The sequence below is a fragment of the Methylobacterium sp. R2-1 genome, assembly GCF_014191355.1.
In the GTDB taxonomy this organism is placed as follows: domain Bacteria; phylum Pseudomonadota; class Alphaproteobacteria; order Rhizobiales; family Beijerinckiaceae; genus Methylobacterium.
On sequence record NZ_JACHWM010000012.1, the window covers coordinates 21,063 to 35,485 of the forward strand.

The window sequence follows — 14,423 nt, forward strand, 5'->3', positions numbered from 1 at the left end:
CCGCCGCGAGAACGGCCAATGCCAGCGCCGCCACGATCCAACTCCCCGTTCACATCATCCAGACCGAAAGCGCCCCCGTGACCCACCGCCATCCTCTTCCTCGGCCGAGTCTCGGGTCACGCGCCCTGATCCTGCTGACTTTGCTCGCTGCCGCCACCGGGGCCGCACGGGCGCAGGATCGGCACCCCCCCTCGAAGAACGAGTGCCGACGCACGCCCTCGCTCTCCGACGGGCCGGCTCTCGGCTTCGGGCGGGTCGTCGCGGCGGGCCGCACCGCCTTCGTCAAGGACGGGCTCGCGCAGAATGGCTGTCCCGATGTAAGCGCCGAATGCCGTGATCGGGCCTATCTGGTGACCGGCGATCCCGTGATCTTGGGAGAACGCCGCGGCGGCTATCTCTGCGCCAGCTATCGCGGCGCGAAGGGCGATCTGGCCCGGACCGGCTGGCTTCCGGCCGAGTCAGTGGCAGCCGAACCGCCGGCCCCGATCACGCTCGACGACTGGCTCGGCACTTGGACCCAGGCGGAAGGCCGCATCCAGGTGAAGCGGGGAGAGAAGCCCGGCACGCTTTCGATCTCGGGCGACGCGACCTGGGGCATGGGCGATCCGGAGCGGGTGAAGCGCGGCGGTGTCCATCTCGGCGAGATCTCCGGCACGGCCACGCCGGCGGGCGACGGCGCCAGCTTCGCCATGGGTGAGAACGGCACCCTGCCAGTCGCAAAGGGCGGTGAATACGATTGCAAGGTCTGGCTGCGGCGGCTCGGCCCCTGGCTCGTCGTAGAGGACAACCTTGCCTGCGGCGGCATGAACGTCACCTTCCGCGGTGTCTACCGGCGCGAGTCATGATGCGAGCGCAGGGCATGACGGAGCATACACGCGAGGCGCTTCGCCGCCTTGTTTCATTGCCGGCATCGATCTCGGCGGCCTGCTCTACACGCTTCTGATGATGGGCTGGCTGGTCATCCTGCTCCTGACCTTCATGCTGCTGACGCTCGTGATCTGGCTCGGAATCGGCCTGCGGGCGCTCGCCAGCACGTGGCTGTCGTGACGCCCGATGCGCAGAACCGCCTCTTTCTCCTCGCCCACCTGCCCCCGCTCCGCCTGCGGGCCGAAGCGGATCCGGGAGTGACCATGTGCCTCGATCCCTCCGGCCTCCCCTCCCCGGCCTCCGTGTTGCCGCGGCAGCTGCCATCCCGGTCGGGCACGAGGACGGGCCTGATCGCTGCCCTTCTGCTGCTGGCGGTCCCCGCCCCCGCACAGGATCTCGGAAAGGGCTCTCGCGCAGAGGTTCCGCAGCGGCAGGCGCAGGAGCCCGATCCCGGTGAGCCGGACCGGCGCCTGCCCTTCGCTTCCACCCTCGACCTGCGCCGGGCGACGGTGGAGCGTCACCTGCGCGGCCTGCGCACGACCGACCCGATCGCGGCGGCCGAGGCCGGCCGGGAACTCGCGAAACACGATTACGACACGATCTTCCGCAGCTTTCTCGACGGCACCGGCCTCGATCCGGAGGATGCCGGCGACGTGCTGACCGCCTTCATCGTCCTGCAATGGATGGTCGCCAACGACGCGACGGCAGAGCCCAGTCCGGCCGCGCTTCAGGCGATCCGCCGCCGGTTCGTGATGCCGATGGCGGCCAGACCGCCGCTGTCGCAGCCCGCGAGCCGGGCCGCTTTCGCCGAGCAGGTCAAGCTGCGCTCCGTGCTGCACCACGCAAGCTGGAAGGCCGCGCGGCAGCTCGGCGTCATGCCCCGCTTCCTCGCCACCCTCTCGAACGAGTTCATCCCCGCCGCCAAGCTGCAGGCGCTGGCTTTGACCGAGGCCGGGCTGGTGCCGAAGGGACGGGCGAATGGGCAGGCCGGCGCCCAGCCACCATCCAGATCTTCGTCAACACCCTCGGCGGACGCGCGTCCGCCCGTCGCCGATGCCCCACCGGCGCGACCGGCCGCCCCCGACGCGGCCCCGGATGTCGTCGCCCCGCCGCGCCATTCCGCCAACTGGGACGCGGTCGAGGGCGTGTATTTCCGCTCCACCACCGGCTTCGGCGTCGGCGGCATGATGATCGTCGATTTCGAGCCGCTGATCGTCCTCAAGGACGGCACCTATTATGAGACCGACGACACGGCGCTGGAGGATGTCGATCTCGCCGCCGAGCGGACGGCCAAGCCGCGCCGCTTCGGCCGCTGGACCCGTAAGGGTGGAGGCTTCGTGCTGACGGGCGCGGACGGCAAGCCGGCCGATTACGCCCTGGGCGACGGCAGTTTCTTCCGGGCCTTCCCGGCCGCCGCCGGCGAGAATATGGCGCGCTCCTATCGGCGCCTCTCGGGCGGCGGGAACAGCGCCATGGGCGGCGACGTCACGGTCGCGATCGAGAACCGCTACGATTTCCGGAGCGATGGCCGATACGGGCGCGGCGGCTCGGTCGGCGCGGTCAATTCCGGAGCGAGCAGCGGCGTCGGCACGGCAATCGGCCGGCGCAGAGCGTCCGAGGGCGGTCAGTATCGCCTCGACCGCCACACCCTGACGCTGACCGGTGCGGATGGGCGCAGTCGGCGCCTGTTCTTCGCCTACGGCTCGCAGAAGGACCCGCCCGAGATCGACCGCGACATGATCTTCGTCGGAGACAGCGTCTTCAGCGCGGACGATTGAGCCGCGCTCGGCGGGGCCCAAGAGCCGCTTGCGCCGGAAGGCCCGATCGGAGAGGACGGCCGCTCCGACCTTCCCTGCCACGATCACCGAGGGTGCATCCCGTGAAGAGCGTGAACCTGCTGATCGCCGAGGAACTCGGTGTGCGCGAGGGGCAGGTGGCCGCGGCCGTGGACCTGCTCGACGGCGGTTACACCGTCCCGTTCATCGCCCGCTACCGCAAGGAGGCGACCGGCTCGCTCGACGACGCGCAGCTCCGCAGCCTGGAGGAGCGGCTCGGCTACCTGCGTGAGCTGCGCGACCGGCGCGCCAGCGTCACCGAGAGCATCCGCGCCCAGGGCAAGCTGACGCCGGAATTGGCCGCCGCCATCGCCGCCGCCGACACCAAGGCGCGGCTGGAGGACATCTACCTGCCCTTCCGCCCGAAGCGCCGCAACAAGGCGCAAACCGCCCGCGAGGCCGGCCTCGGACCGCTCGCCGAGACCCTTCTCGCGCGGCCGGAGACGGTTCCGGAACGGGCGGCGCAGGGTTTCGTGGACGCGGCCAAGGGGATCGAAACCGCCGAGGTGGCGCTGGAGGGGGCCAAGGCGATCCTGATCGAGCGGTTTGCCGAGGATGCCGACCTGATCGGCCGCCTGCGCGAGGACTTTTGGCGCGGCGGCGAGGCCGTGGCGAAGGTGCGCAAGGGCAAGGAGGCCGCGGGCCAGAAGTTCTCGGATTACTTCGACTGGCGCGAGCGCCTGGAGCGCATGCCCTCGCACCGGGTGCTGGCGCTGTTCCGCGGCGAGAAGGAGGAGGTGCTCGACCTCGCCTTCGCCGCCGAAGGGGAGGATTCCGCGCCCGGCGTGCCGGGGCCGTTCGAACTCGCTGTCTGCCGCCGGTTCGGCGTCGCCGCCCGGGGCCGGCCAGCGGATGCGTGGCTGCTCGATGTCGTCCGCACCGCATGGCGCACCAAGATCCGCACCGGCATCAAGGCCGATCTGCGCGCGCGGCTGTTCGAGCGGGCGGAGGAGGCGGCAGTGAAGGTGTTCGCCGGCAACCTCAAGGATCTCCTGCTCGCCGCCCCCGCGGGCGGTCGCGCGACGCTCGGGCTCGATCCCGGTTACCGCAACGGCGTGAAGGCGGCGGTGGTGGACCGCACCGGCAAGGTCGTCGCTGTCGAGACCACCTACCCGCATGAGCCGCAGCGACGCTGGAAGGAGGCGGTGGCCTCGCTTTCCCGGCTCTGCCGCCAGCACGGCGTCGAGCTGATCGCCATCGGCAACGGCACGGCCTCGCGCGAGACCGACCGGCTCGCCACCGAGATCCTGGCCGCCAACCCCGATCTGAAGATGGCCAAGGTCACGGTGTCGGAGGCCGGCGCGTCGGTCTATTCGGCCTCGGCCATCGCCACCCGCGAATTGCCGGACCTCGACGTGTCGCATCGCGGCGCCGTCTCCATCGCCCGGCGCCTGCAGGATCCGTTGGCGGAACTGGTGAAGATCGATCCGAAATCCATCGGCGTCGGCCAGTACCAGCACGATGTCACGGAGCAGAAGCTGTCGCGCTCGCTCGAAGCTGTGGTGGAAGACGCGGTGAACGCGGTCGGTGTCGATGTGAACACCGCCTCCGGCCCCTTGCTCGCTCAGGTCTCGGGCCTCGGCGCATCGGTCGCCGAAAAAATCGTCGCCCACCGTGACGCCAACGGCCCGTTCCGCACCCGCGCCGGGCTGAAGAAGGTGCCCGGCTTAGGGTCGAAGACCTTCGAGCTGGCGGCGGGCTTCCTGCGCATCCCCGATGGCGAGGACCCGCTCGACCGCTCCGGCGTGCATCCGGAAGCCTATCCCGTCGTGCGGCGCATCCTGGAGGCGACGAAGAGCGATATCCGGGTGCTGATCGGCAACGCCGCGGCGCTGCGCGCACTGTCGCCCACCGCCTTCGCCGACGAGCGCTTCGGCGTTCCGACCGTGCGCGACATCATCGCCGAACTGGAGAAGCCCGGCCGCGATCCGCGCCCGGCCTTCAAGACCGCGAGCTTCCAGGAGGGCGTCGAGACGATCGGTGACCTCAAGCCCGGCATGCAATTGGAAGGGGTCGTCACCAACGTCGCGGCGTTTGGCGCCTTCGTCGATGTCGGTGTGCATCAGGACGGGCTCGTCCACATCTCGGCGATGGCCCGCAAGCGGATCGCCTCGCCATCCGAGGTGGTGAAGACCGGCGACGTGGTGCGCGTGCTGGTCTTGTCGGTCGACGTGCCACGCAAGCGCATCGCGCTCTCGATGCGGCTCGATGATCCCATCGAAGGCATGTCGGCGTCGACGTCGCGTGGAAATTCTCCTCGCTCCGAGGTGCAGCCCCGGCGGTCGGCGCCCGCTGCCCCACCGCAGGAGGGAGCCCTCGCCGAGGCGCTCCGACGGGCCGGCGTTTCGTCGCCTAAGCGCTCCTGATCGACAAACAATGGATCTGCCCGCGCGTAGGCACAGCCATTTCGCGGCGGAAGGCCTCCGAGACCGGGGCTGGCCGTTGATCCGGCGGCCGCAGCGCGTCGGCATCCTGGGGGCGGGAATGCGCGTTTCTGGCGGCCGGCTTGGTCGGCTCTGTGAGCGCGGGAGCGGCCGGATCTCCGGTAAGACCCCAGTCCTTGATCCGACACAGCACGACATAATCCCCGATCGTGATCAGATCCGCGTCCACAAGCGCCAAGGCCTCTTCGCGCGAGGCGATAAGATTGGGATTCAAAGCCTACTCCATCACCGCTTCCAGACCTAAGGGAGATATATTTGCCAAAAAAATCAACCTAAAGTACGATTTTGTGATCGTGCCCGCGACTGGAACTCTCCGCCAAATCTAATGGCGTTCTATAAAATCTGTCATCCTAAGAGCGTAATTCTGTAATATTCACAATTCAATCGCGAATGCTTCCACACATCCTATAGAATTATCCGTCACCATCTTTGATAATCCGCAAATTTCTCCAGATAAAAAAGTGTACCTCGCTTGGCGTAGTCGCCGCTTCAGCCAACCTCTTGCGAGTCCGCTATTCCAACCCGCTCCGAAGTTCGCTTAAACCGCACTCGGCGTATCTGTCCGGCCGCAGCGACGACACTCCTCACAATGCGCCCGACCATCGATCGGGAGGGCCAGCGCCGTGCTCGCCGGGACGGAACCCGTCCATTGACGCGATGAAGCGGAGATGACGGGTCATGTCGTGAGAGCCGCCGGGTACTCCCGGCAGCCAAGCTAGCGTCCCACCGACCACGATGGGCCACCGTCCCCAGATTCGCCGTTTTTCCCGGCTTCCTGCCCGCCTCAGGGTGCAGCTGCCACCTGCTCGCTCCGCTTCGCTTGCCGAGTGAGGCGGCGGCCGCTCTGACAGCGCACCTGTTACAGCGGGCCGGCCCGCATCGTTGCCGGCGGAGCTTATCGAACCGTGATCCGCTTCGAGAACGTCACCAAGGTCTACTCCACCTACGGTCGGCGCCGTACCATCCTCGATCGGGTGAACTTCACCCTGAGACCGGGCATCAGCTACGGCATCATGGGGATCAACGGTGCCGGCAAATCGACGACCATGAAGCTTATCGCCGGCGTCGAGGAGCCGACCCGAGGCCGCATATCCCGGGGCCTTCGCGTCTCCTGGCCCCTGGGCTTCGCGGGCGGCTTCAACGCGAAGATGACGGGCCGGGACAACGTCATCTTCGTCGCCCGGATCTACGGAGAAGATCCGCGTCGCGTGCTCGAATTCGTCGAGGATTTCTCAGAACTCGGCAGCTACCTGAACATGCCGGTGAACACCTACTCCTCCGGCATGGGTTCGCGGCTCGCCTTCGGGATGAGTATGGCGATTCCGTTCGACACCTATCTCATCGACGAGACCCTATCGGTGGGCGATGCGCGCTTCCAGAAACGTTGCGCGGAAGTGTTCAACAAGCGGCGCGAGAGCGCGGACGTGATCCTGATCTCCCACAGTATGGAGATGATCCGCGAGTATTGCAGTCAGGCTCTCATCCTGATCAACGGGCAGGCGGTGGTCTACGACGACGTCGACGAGGCGATCACGGCCTATCGCCGCCTGAACAGCTGAGAACGGCCAACTCGCCGCCGGGACATCACCGGGCCAATCCCGAATGGCAGATCGGACACGCTTTCGCCGCGAGGGCGGGCCAGAGACACAAGCGTGCGATCCGCCGCGGCTCCCTGACGCCGCGCAGCAGACCGCGTGGGGCGTGCGAGCACCGACACCATGAGCACCGAGATCAGTAGCCCGAGCGGCGCACCGCTGACCACCGCCGATCGCTCGACCGCTGTCACGGAATCGCTCAAGCGGTTCGCTCGCATCGCGCGTCAGTCCGACCACAAGAAGGGCATCCGCGCCTACCAGACGCATATTCGGCGCGATCCCTGGATCCCCGCTCTCTTCCTGCTCCTGTTCCTGCTGCCGACACTCGTCACCGCCGGCTACTTCTATCTCATCGCCTCGGACCGCTACGTCACCGAAGCGCGCTTCGCCCTGCGGCCGGCGCTCGGCAGCGTCGACAAGGTGCAGAGCGACGAGACGGGCAACAACAGCTCCCTGTCCAAGCAGATGGTCGCCCAGGACACGCTGATCACGACGAGCTACATCGCCAGCCGGCAGATGGTCGAAACCATGGAGCGGCAGATGCCGCTGCGAGAAATGTTCTCGCGCGACGGCATCGACTTCCTCTCGCGCTTCAGCGCCGACGAGCCGATCGAGCTGTTCCTGCGCTACTGGCACAAGCGCGTGACGACCTCGGTCGATTCGAACGGCGGCATCGTCAGCCTCAAGGTCGCCGCCTTCGATCCGCAGGAATCCTACACGCTCGCCCGCGCCCTGATGGACGAGAGCGAGCGCATGGTGAACGAGCTCAGCCTCAGGGCGCGCAACGCCGCCCTGGCCGAGAGCACGCGCGAGCTCAAGAATGCCGAGGAGCGCCTCGTCGCCGTACAGCGCGCCATGCGCGACCTGCGCAACCGGGCCGGCATTCTGGATGCGCAATCGGCCAACAAGAACAACCTCTTGGTCATTGCGGAACTGCGCAAGAAGCGCATCGACCTGTCTGTCCAGCTCAACCAGAGTCTGCGCGACCTCTCGCCCGAGCGGCGGCAGATTCAGGACCTGAAGGCGCAGATCCAGGATCTCGACGACAACATCGAGAAGATCGAACGGCAGATGACCAGCACCGATCCGGAGCAGCGGCGGCTGCTGTCGGAGGCGATGACGGACTTCGAGGGGCTGGAGAACGAGCGCAAGAATGCGCTGCTCTATTACAACAAGGTACTGGCCGCGAGCGAGCAGGCGCGCATCGTCGCCAACCGCCAGATCGAGTTCTTCACGCCCGTGGTGAGCCCGGTGGTCCCCGTCTCGGCGATCGAGCCGCGCAAGCACCTCATCACCAGCATCGTCGCGCTGGTGGCGATGCTGGTGTTCGGCCTCAGCGTCCTGATCCGGAAGTATCTCTACAGCTGATCCTGCCGGTTCAGGCGATCTCGCTGGGCGGACGGCGGGTCGGGTGCGGGGCCGTGGGATCGGCCGGCGTTCCCGGCTCTGGTGCGAGCGCCGGCTCGGGCTCCGGCGCGGGCGTTGCGGTCGCGTGGGGCGCCCCCGCCGTACCGCCGGTCCAGCCCTGCGCTCGCCAGCCCTCGGCGCGCTCATCGAGGTCGATCGCCCCGCCGCGCTGCATCAGCGCAATGACGCGGTCGGCGATCTCGCCCTCGGCGCGCACGGTCACCAGAGTGCCGCCGCGGCGGATCCCCTCGGCATAGGTTTCGGCATCGGCCCCGCTCAGGCCCGCCCCGGTCAAGGCGCCGATCAGGCCGCCCGCGGCTGCCCCGACTCCGGCGCCCGACAGGGCCGCGATGAGCCATCCCGCGGCGATCACCGGACCGGCACCGGGAATCGCGAGGAGGCCGAGGCTCGCGAGCAGGCCCGCGCCGCCGCCGAGCACGGTACCGACCGTCGCACCGGCGCCCGCCCCTTCCGCTGCCGAGCTCTCATGCGCCGGACTCTCGTGCCGGCTGCCGGTGACACGCGTCGCCGCCCCCGGCTCACCGGCCGAGGGACCAAGTATCGAGCCTGCCGGCCGATCCGCGGCGTTCAGGGACACGATGCCGATATCGGCCTGCTTCACGCCCGCCGCCTCGATGCGGTCGACGACGCGGGCGGCGTCCTCCTGGCTGTCGAACAGTGCGGTGACGGCACGTGCTGCCATGATCGTTCCTCTCATCTTTCTTCGGCCTCGGCCTGATTCACTCGGCGCGGCTCACTCGGCGGCAACTTCGCCCCGGTAATCCATGCCGACGGCGAGCGTGCGGCCCGCATGCTCAGCCCGACCGCGCCAGATGCCCTGCCCGTCGAGATGCAGGTCGGCGACCTCGGGAAATCCCATCTCGGCAAGCCGGGCCCGCACCTGCGCGGCGGTGAAGCTGTTGGCACCAGGTTCGAGCTTCGCTCCCACCGCTCCATGTGCCCGCTCCGCCGGGGCTACGGCCGGTGCTGCGGGTTCCGGCGCCGCCCGGACCGATGCCGGCGCGAGCAGGACGAGGAAGAGATGGGGAAGGACGCGCATGACCAGGACTCGTGTGCTAGTCCGAAGCCGAGCGCCGGACCGACTGGCTGACCAAGCCCTTTCGCCGACCGAGGTTCCGCGCGAGCTTCGGCGTTAACGCCTCGCTAACCCTGCACCCGGCAAATCCTGCCGGGTGCAGTCCTGCGAGGAGGCTGCGCGATTCGTCTTCGGGGATTCGGCGCAATGAGCGAGACGGCGAGGGCCGTACCGGCGGACACAGGCGGGTTCGGCGGCCTGTCGTCCCTGCGCATGCCGAGCCGGTCGAGCCTCCAGGCACTGTCGAAGCGCTCGGATCTGTTCTTCGCCACCGCGGTGATGGGCATCCTCGTGGTGCTGATCTTCCCGCTGCCGGCCTTCCTGCTCGACCTTCTGCTCGCGGTCTCGATCATCATCTCGGTGCTGATCATGATGACGGGGCTGTTCATCGACAACCCGCTCGAATTCACGGTCTTCCCGACGCTTCTGCTGGTCGCGACACTGCTGCGGCTGGCGCTCAACCTCGCCTCGACCCGGCTGATCCTCGGCCACGGCCACGAGGGGACGGCGGCAGCCGGTCATGTCATCGAGGCCTTCGGGCACTTCGTGATGGGCGGCAACTTCGTGATCGGGATCATCGTCTTCGCGATCCTGATCATCGTGAACTTCGTCGTCATCACCAAGGGCTCGGGCCGCATTGCCGAAGTGGCGGCCCGCTTCACCCTCGACGCCATGCCCGGCAAGCAGATGGCGATCGACGCCGACCTCTCGGCCGGGCTGATCGACGAGAAGGCGGCCAAGGCGCGGCGCTCGGCGCTCGAAGAAGAATCCTCGTTCTTCGGCGCCATGGACGGCGCCTCGAAATTCGTGCGCGGCGACGCAGTCGCCGCGCTGCTCATCACCGGCATCAACGTGGTCGGCGGCATCATCATTGGCGTCGCCCAGCAGGGGCTCGGCTTCGCCGAGGCCGCCAAGACCTACACCCTGCTCACCATCGGCGACGGGCTGGCTTCTCAGGTGCCGGCCCTGATCGTCTCGACCGCGGCCGGCATCCTCGTCTCGAAGGCCGGCGTGAAGGGCTCGGCCGACAAGGCGCTCGGCAAGCAGATGGCGAACTACCCGAAGGCGCTCGGCATGTCGGCCGGCGTCATGGTGCTGATCGCGCTCCTGCCCGGCATGCCGATGCTGCCCTTCCTCGCGCTCGGCGGCGCCTCCGGCTACGCGGCGTGGCGCATCGCCAAGACGCAGCGCGAAAACCCGCCCGCGGCGGCGGAGGGCACGCCCGGCGCTGCCGCTCCTGGCACAGCACCCGCGGAAGAAACCGTCACCGACCTGCTCAAGCTCGACGACCTCAAGCTGGAGATGGGCTACGCGCTCCTCGCGCTCGTCAACGGCGAGGGCCAGGACCGGCTGACCGACCAGATCAAGGCCCTGCGCCGCCAGCTCGCGGCGGAACTGGGCATCGTGATGCCCTCGGTGCGCATCCTCGACAACGTCAGCCTGGAGGCCAACACCTACGTGGTGCGGGTCAAGGAGATTGAGGCCGGCACCGGACAGGTCTTCCCCGGCCAGTTCATGGCGATGGACCCGATGGGCGGTCAGGTGCAGCTCCCCGGCCAGCACCTGCTGGAGCCGACCTTCGGTCTGCCCGCGACCTGGGTCGATGCCGGCCTGCGGGATCAGGCGCAGCTCAAGGGCTATACCGTGGTCGATGCGGCCACGGTGATCTCGACGCACCTGACCGAGCTCATCAAGGCTCACGTCTCGGAGCTCCTGAACCACGTCGAGGTGCAGAAGCTTCTGCGCGAACTGCCCAAGGAGCACACGGAACTGCTCAAGGAGGTGGTGCCCTCGCAGATCGCCACCACCGGCATCCAGCGGGTGCTGCAATTGCTGCTCGCCGAGCGGGTCTCGGTGCGCGACCTCGGCTCCATCGTCGAGGGCATCGCCGAGGTCGCCGGCCACGTGAAGAACCCGCGCGACATCGTCGAGCATGTCCGCGCCCGTCTCGGCCGCCAGATCTGCGCGCAGTACCAGGGACCGGACGGCACGTTGCCGATCATCACCCTTTCGCCCGCCTGGGAACAGGCCTTCCTCGAATCGATCGTCGGCGAGCGGGAGGAGCGTTACCTCGCGATGCAGCCGTCGAAGCTGACCGAGTTCGTCAACACGGTGCGGGACCGCTTCGAGCAGGCGGCGCGCATGGGCGAGATGCCGGTCCTCGTCACCTCCGTCCAGGCCCGGCCGTTCGTCCGCTCGATCATCGAACGCTTCCGCCGCGAGACCCCGGTGATGAGCCAGGCGGAGATTCATTCCCGCGCACGCCTGCGGACGGTCGGCTCGGTGTGAGCGCGTGGCGAGCGTGTGAGATCGGGCCGAGCACCATCCCGAAAAGGCGGGATGCCGCAGAGTGAGGCGCGGAATGCTGCCTGACGACGGAGCGGGCAGCCCGGGGTCGAATTGGGCCCATACGGAAAAGAGCCGAGCCCGCCCTCAAGCAAGGACGGGCTCGGCTCTGGCTCTCGTGGAAGTCCTCTCGGGAAGCTGGACCTGCCACACCGCCTGGAGCGCAGCGAAGGCCCGCTTCAGGTCAACAGCCGGTCAGGCGTGCCCCTCGATAGCGCGCAGGACCGCGACCATCTGGTCGGCCTGCGAACGCGTTAGTCCGCTGCTGATGATCATGCCGTCCCGGCAGATCGAGCAGGTCCCGTCCTGAGCAACCCGTATCTTGATCGAAGCCATGATATCCATCCGGGGGTCAGAATGGCCCCCCAATCCGTCGAAGCTTAACCGTTCCTGAAAGGGCGGCAACCCTGCGCGTCCCATTCATCCACTGAGGCGGCGTGACGTAAGGATTGGCACCCCATCCGTCACTGCGACGAATGGCGCATGGAACTTACAGCCCCCTGGAACGCAAACGGCGGCCGCTCCCTAGGGGGCGGCCGCCGGCCTGCGGTCTTGAGGAGGATGGATCAGACCGCCTTCTTCTCCAGCCGCTTCTCGATCACGTGGCTGTCGAGGCCCGGCGCCACCAGTGGCGGCTCCGGTGCCGCCCCGGCATCCTTGCCCAGTGCGCTCGTGAGGCGAGAGCGCTCGAAGAGAAGCACCACGACGATGGCCACCGCGAACGGGATCAGCAGGTAGAACAGGCGGAAGATCAGCACGGCGGCGAGAACCGGTGCCTTCTCCGCATCGGTCTGGAGCTGCATGGCGGTGAAGAACACGAGCTCGAACACACCCAATCCGCCCGGCGCGTGCGAGGCCAGCGCGACGGAGAACGAGGCGAGGAAGATGCCGAGCACCGCTATGAAGCCGGGATTCAGGGCATCCGGCAGGGCGAAGTAGATGATACCGGCGGCACCGAGCAGTTCGAGCGGCGCCGCGATGAGCTGGCGCACCATGATACCGGGCCGGGGATACTCGATCTTGAAGTTGCGGATCGTCAGGGGACGGAAGCGCAGCACCGAGCCGACGACGTAGAGCGCCACGAAGGCGAGCAGGCCGAATCCGACGAGCCGGGAGGTCGCCGGGTTGGTGAGCGCCGCGGGCAGCAGGTTGTCGAGCCGCGCGAGCAGGCCCGGATCGTAGGCCAGCACGAAGCCGCCGAGGAGGATCGTACCCAGGCCGAAGGTGAAGGAGCAGAGGGCTACCAGCACGGCGACCTGCGCCGCTGAAAGACCCTTCGAGGTGTAGGCCCGGTAGCGGACCAGGGCGCCGGAGAAGACCGAGGCGCCGATATTGTGGGAGAGAGCGTAGGTCGTGAACGAGCAAACCGACACGAACAGCCACGAGATGTGGCGCACGCCCAGATGCAGCAACGCGATCCGGTCGTACCAAGCGAGCGCGGCGTAGGCGACGAGCGTGGAGACGGCGGCGAGCAGGAAGTGGTGGAGCGGGATGGCGGCGAAGGCCGCCTCGATGCTGGCCCAGGACAGGGTCTTCAACTCGCCCCAGAGCAGGTAGCAGGACACCGCCACCGCGGTGAGGCCGATCAGGCCCCAGACGATTTCACTGACTTTTTTCATGGATGCCGGCCGCCTCTCTCGGGAGCGGTCTCTCCTGCGCCACGACCGCGCGCATCGCAAGCGGAACCGGAGCGGCCGTCTCGATGCGGCCGGGTCTTGCCGACCGATCATGACGGTTTCATGCCGAAGAGAGGCGGCAGAGGCGGGTTCGATGGCGGATTCGACGAGGCTGGTGAGCGGCTCGACCTCCGAAGCCTAGTCCGACTGCCGGAAAATGCACTGCCGGTTGCATGCCCAGGAAATGCGCAACGCCTGCGCGGCTGCCGCACGCCGCCCTCGGCGCGGATTGGCTCCAAGCGAGGGCCTCGGCGTAGCCGGTCGGCTGAGGCAGAATCGTCAGCCTCATCCCAGACCGGGCCGTTGACCGCTCCAATGAGCGCGGGTCAGCGATCTACCGCGATGGCGTGACCTGCTCGATGTAGGCGGCGTTGGATCTTTTCAGATCCGGCGCAGTCACCCGTTCCCGGCCGCTGCCGGACCGGCCTCTGGTGGAACCGGGGATGGGTCCCGCAGCATCAATGAGCGCCTCATCGGTGATCAGGTTCGACCGAAGCGCGTTGGTACGGGGTCCCGGTCCCAAGCGCTGTCCCTCGTAGAGGTTGATGCAATCGCGCAAGGCGACCGGATCCCGAATGAACGTGCAGTCATTCACGTTCGGGACAGGCGCGTTCCCATTCTGCGTGACGAGGTTCTGGGCAACCACGACCCTGGAATTGGGCGTCGCGCCGAACACATCGACCCGATAACCCATGCCATCCGGGGTGATCACATCTCGGGTCGCTGCCGTCGATGCGACCTCACCCGAAGCGGACACGATCGCCTGGGACCCGCTTCCATCCAGAGCGATGATGTTCTGCGAAAACGCGGCCGTCGGCACAAAACCGGCGGCAAGTGCCGCGAGCAGGATCCTGGTTCCGGACTGCAGCATGTCGCACCTATGAAGAAGCGGAGCACGCAGGATCGCGGCTCGGTGCCGATTACATAGGTAAGAACTTGACCTCTCGTCCGGGGTTCCGTGTTGTCTGCGCGGCGTTGGGCCGGTCGCGGTCGTCCGACCGCTTTCGGTGAACGTGTTCCGCAAAAGACGGCGACACCGACCGACGTGCAGGCTCTCGGCAGATGGAGTCAGCGGGGAAGCAGCTGGGAACCGTGGCCTTGCCCGCGTCGCCGGCCTCATGGCCGCCGACGCCCCCACTGATCCCGCCCGCAATCGC

12 protein-coding genes are annotated in these 14,423 nt (G+C 67.7%); 6 read left to right on the forward strand and 6 right to left on the reverse strand.

Features of this window, described 5'->3' with window-relative positions; translation table 11 throughout:
• Window positions 1-77: 77 nt before the first annotated feature.
• The 3 genes from FHU13_RS16980 to FHU13_RS16990 all read left to right on the forward strand — a co-directional run bounded on the left by FHU13_RS16980 (window position 78) and on the right by FHU13_RS16990 (window position 5,068).
• Window positions 78-845 carry a hypothetical protein gene (locus FHU13_RS16980; protein ID WP_312889602.1) on the forward strand — a complete coding sequence of 256 codons (768 nt, stop codon included), beginning with the start codon at window positions 78-80 and terminating at the stop codon, window positions 843-845.
• A gap of 198 nt (window positions 846-1,043) precedes the next feature.
• Entirely contained in the window at window positions 1,044-2,645 is a 1,602-nt protein-coding gene (locus tag FHU13_RS16985; protein ID WP_312889603.1) for a hypothetical protein, read from the forward strand.
• 101 nt (window positions 2,646-2,746) lie between these two features.
• Complete coding sequence (locus FHU13_RS16990) at window positions 2,747-5,068, forward strand: Tex family protein (protein ID WP_183437041.1); 2,322 nt, start codon at window positions 2,747-2,749, stop codon at window positions 5,066-5,068.
• Here FHU13_RS16990 and FHU13_RS27400 read toward each other — a convergent pair.
• On the reverse strand, window positions 5,055-5,360 hold the full coding sequence (locus FHU13_RS27400) for a hypothetical protein (protein WP_246714719.1): 306 nt from the start codon (window positions 5,358-5,360) through the stop codon (window positions 5,055-5,057). The genes FHU13_RS16990 and FHU13_RS27400 overlap by 14 nt on opposite strands.
• Before the next feature lie 691 nt (window positions 5,361-6,051).
• On the opposite strand from FHU13_RS27400, the gene FHU13_RS16995 reads away from it, so the two are divergent.
• Complete coding sequence (locus FHU13_RS16995; protein WP_183437042.1) at window positions 6,052-6,705, forward strand: ABC transporter ATP-binding protein; 654 nt, start codon at window positions 6,052-6,054, stop codon at window positions 6,703-6,705.
• Window positions 6,706-6,864: 159 nt separating this feature from the next.
• Window positions 6,865-8,109: a capsule biosynthesis protein gene (locus FHU13_RS17000; protein ID WP_183437044.1), complete on the forward strand. Its 1,245-nt coding sequence runs from the start codon at window positions 6,865-6,867 to the stop codon at window positions 8,107-8,109.
• Window positions 8,110-8,119: 10 nt separating this feature from the next.
• Here the strand turns inward: FHU13_RS17000 and FHU13_RS17005 are convergent, their stop codons facing one another.
• Entirely contained in the window at window positions 8,120-8,851 is a 732-nt protein-coding gene (locus FHU13_RS17005) for a hypothetical protein (RefSeq protein ID WP_183437045.1), read from the reverse strand.
• Window positions 8,852-8,902: 51 nt separating this feature from the next.
• A complete protein-coding gene (locus FHU13_RS17010) occupies window positions 8,903-9,208 on the reverse strand; it encodes a hypothetical protein (protein ID WP_183437047.1) in 306 nt (101 codons plus the stop codon).
• A gap of 183 nt (window positions 9,209-9,391) precedes the next feature.
• Here FHU13_RS17010 and flhA point away from each other — a divergent pair, with 183 nt between their 5' ends.
• Window positions 9,392-11,533 carry a flagellar biosynthesis protein FlhA gene (gene flhA / locus FHU13_RS17015; protein ID WP_183437048.1) on the forward strand — a complete coding sequence of 714 codons (2,142 nt, stop codon included), beginning with the start codon at window positions 9,392-9,394 and terminating at the stop codon, window positions 11,531-11,533.
• Window positions 11,534-11,785: 252 nt separating this feature from the next.
• Here flhA and FHU13_RS17020 read toward each other — a convergent pair whose 3' ends face one another.
• The 3 genes from FHU13_RS17020 to FHU13_RS17030 form a co-directional block, all read right to left on the reverse strand.
• Window positions 11,786-11,926, reverse strand: coding sequence for a hypothetical protein (locus FHU13_RS17020; RefSeq protein WP_183437049.1), 141 nt, complete (start codon window positions 11,924-11,926; stop codon window positions 11,786-11,788).
• A gap of 230 nt (window positions 11,927-12,156) precedes the next feature.
• On the reverse strand, window positions 12,157-13,209 hold the full coding sequence (locus FHU13_RS17025; RefSeq protein WP_183437051.1) for a lysylphosphatidylglycerol synthase domain-containing protein: 1,053 nt from the start codon (window positions 13,207-13,209) through the stop codon (window positions 12,157-12,159).
• Window positions 13,210-13,600: 391 nt separating this feature from the next.
• A complete protein-coding gene (locus FHU13_RS17030) occupies window positions 13,601-14,137 on the reverse strand; it encodes a hypothetical protein (protein ID WP_183437053.1) in 537 nt (178 codons plus the stop codon).
• Window positions 14,138-14,423: the final 286 nt, after the last annotated feature.

Bases quoted from the DNA above. Each gene is read 5' to 3' on its own strand.
- FHU13_RS17000 (WP_183437044.1), top strand. From the start codon at position 6,865: ATGAGCACCGAGATCAGTAGCCCGAGCGGCGCACCGCTGACCACCGCC.
- FHU13_RS17005 (WP_183437045.1), bottom strand. From the start codon at position 8,851: ATGGCAGCACGTGCCGTCACCGCACTGTTCGACAGCCAGGAGGACGCC.
- FHU13_RS17010 (WP_183437047.1), bottom strand. From the start codon at position 9,208: ATGCGCGTCCTTCCCCATCTCTTCCTCGTCCTGCTCGCGCCGGCATCG.
- flhA (WP_183437048.1), top strand. From the start codon at position 9,392: ATGAGCGAGACGGCGAGGGCCGTACCGGCGGACACAGGCGGGTTCGGC.
- FHU13_RS17020 (WP_183437049.1), bottom strand. From the start codon at position 11,926: ATGGCTTCGATCAAGATACGGGTTGCTCAGGACGGGACCTGCTCGATC.
- FHU13_RS17025 (WP_183437051.1), bottom strand. From the start codon at position 13,209: ATGAAAAAAGTCAGTGAAATCGTCTGGGGCCTGATCGGCCTCACCGCG.
- FHU13_RS17030 (WP_183437053.1), bottom strand. From the start codon at position 14,137: ATGCTGCAGTCCGGAACCAGGATCCTGCTCGCGGCACTTGCCGCCGGT.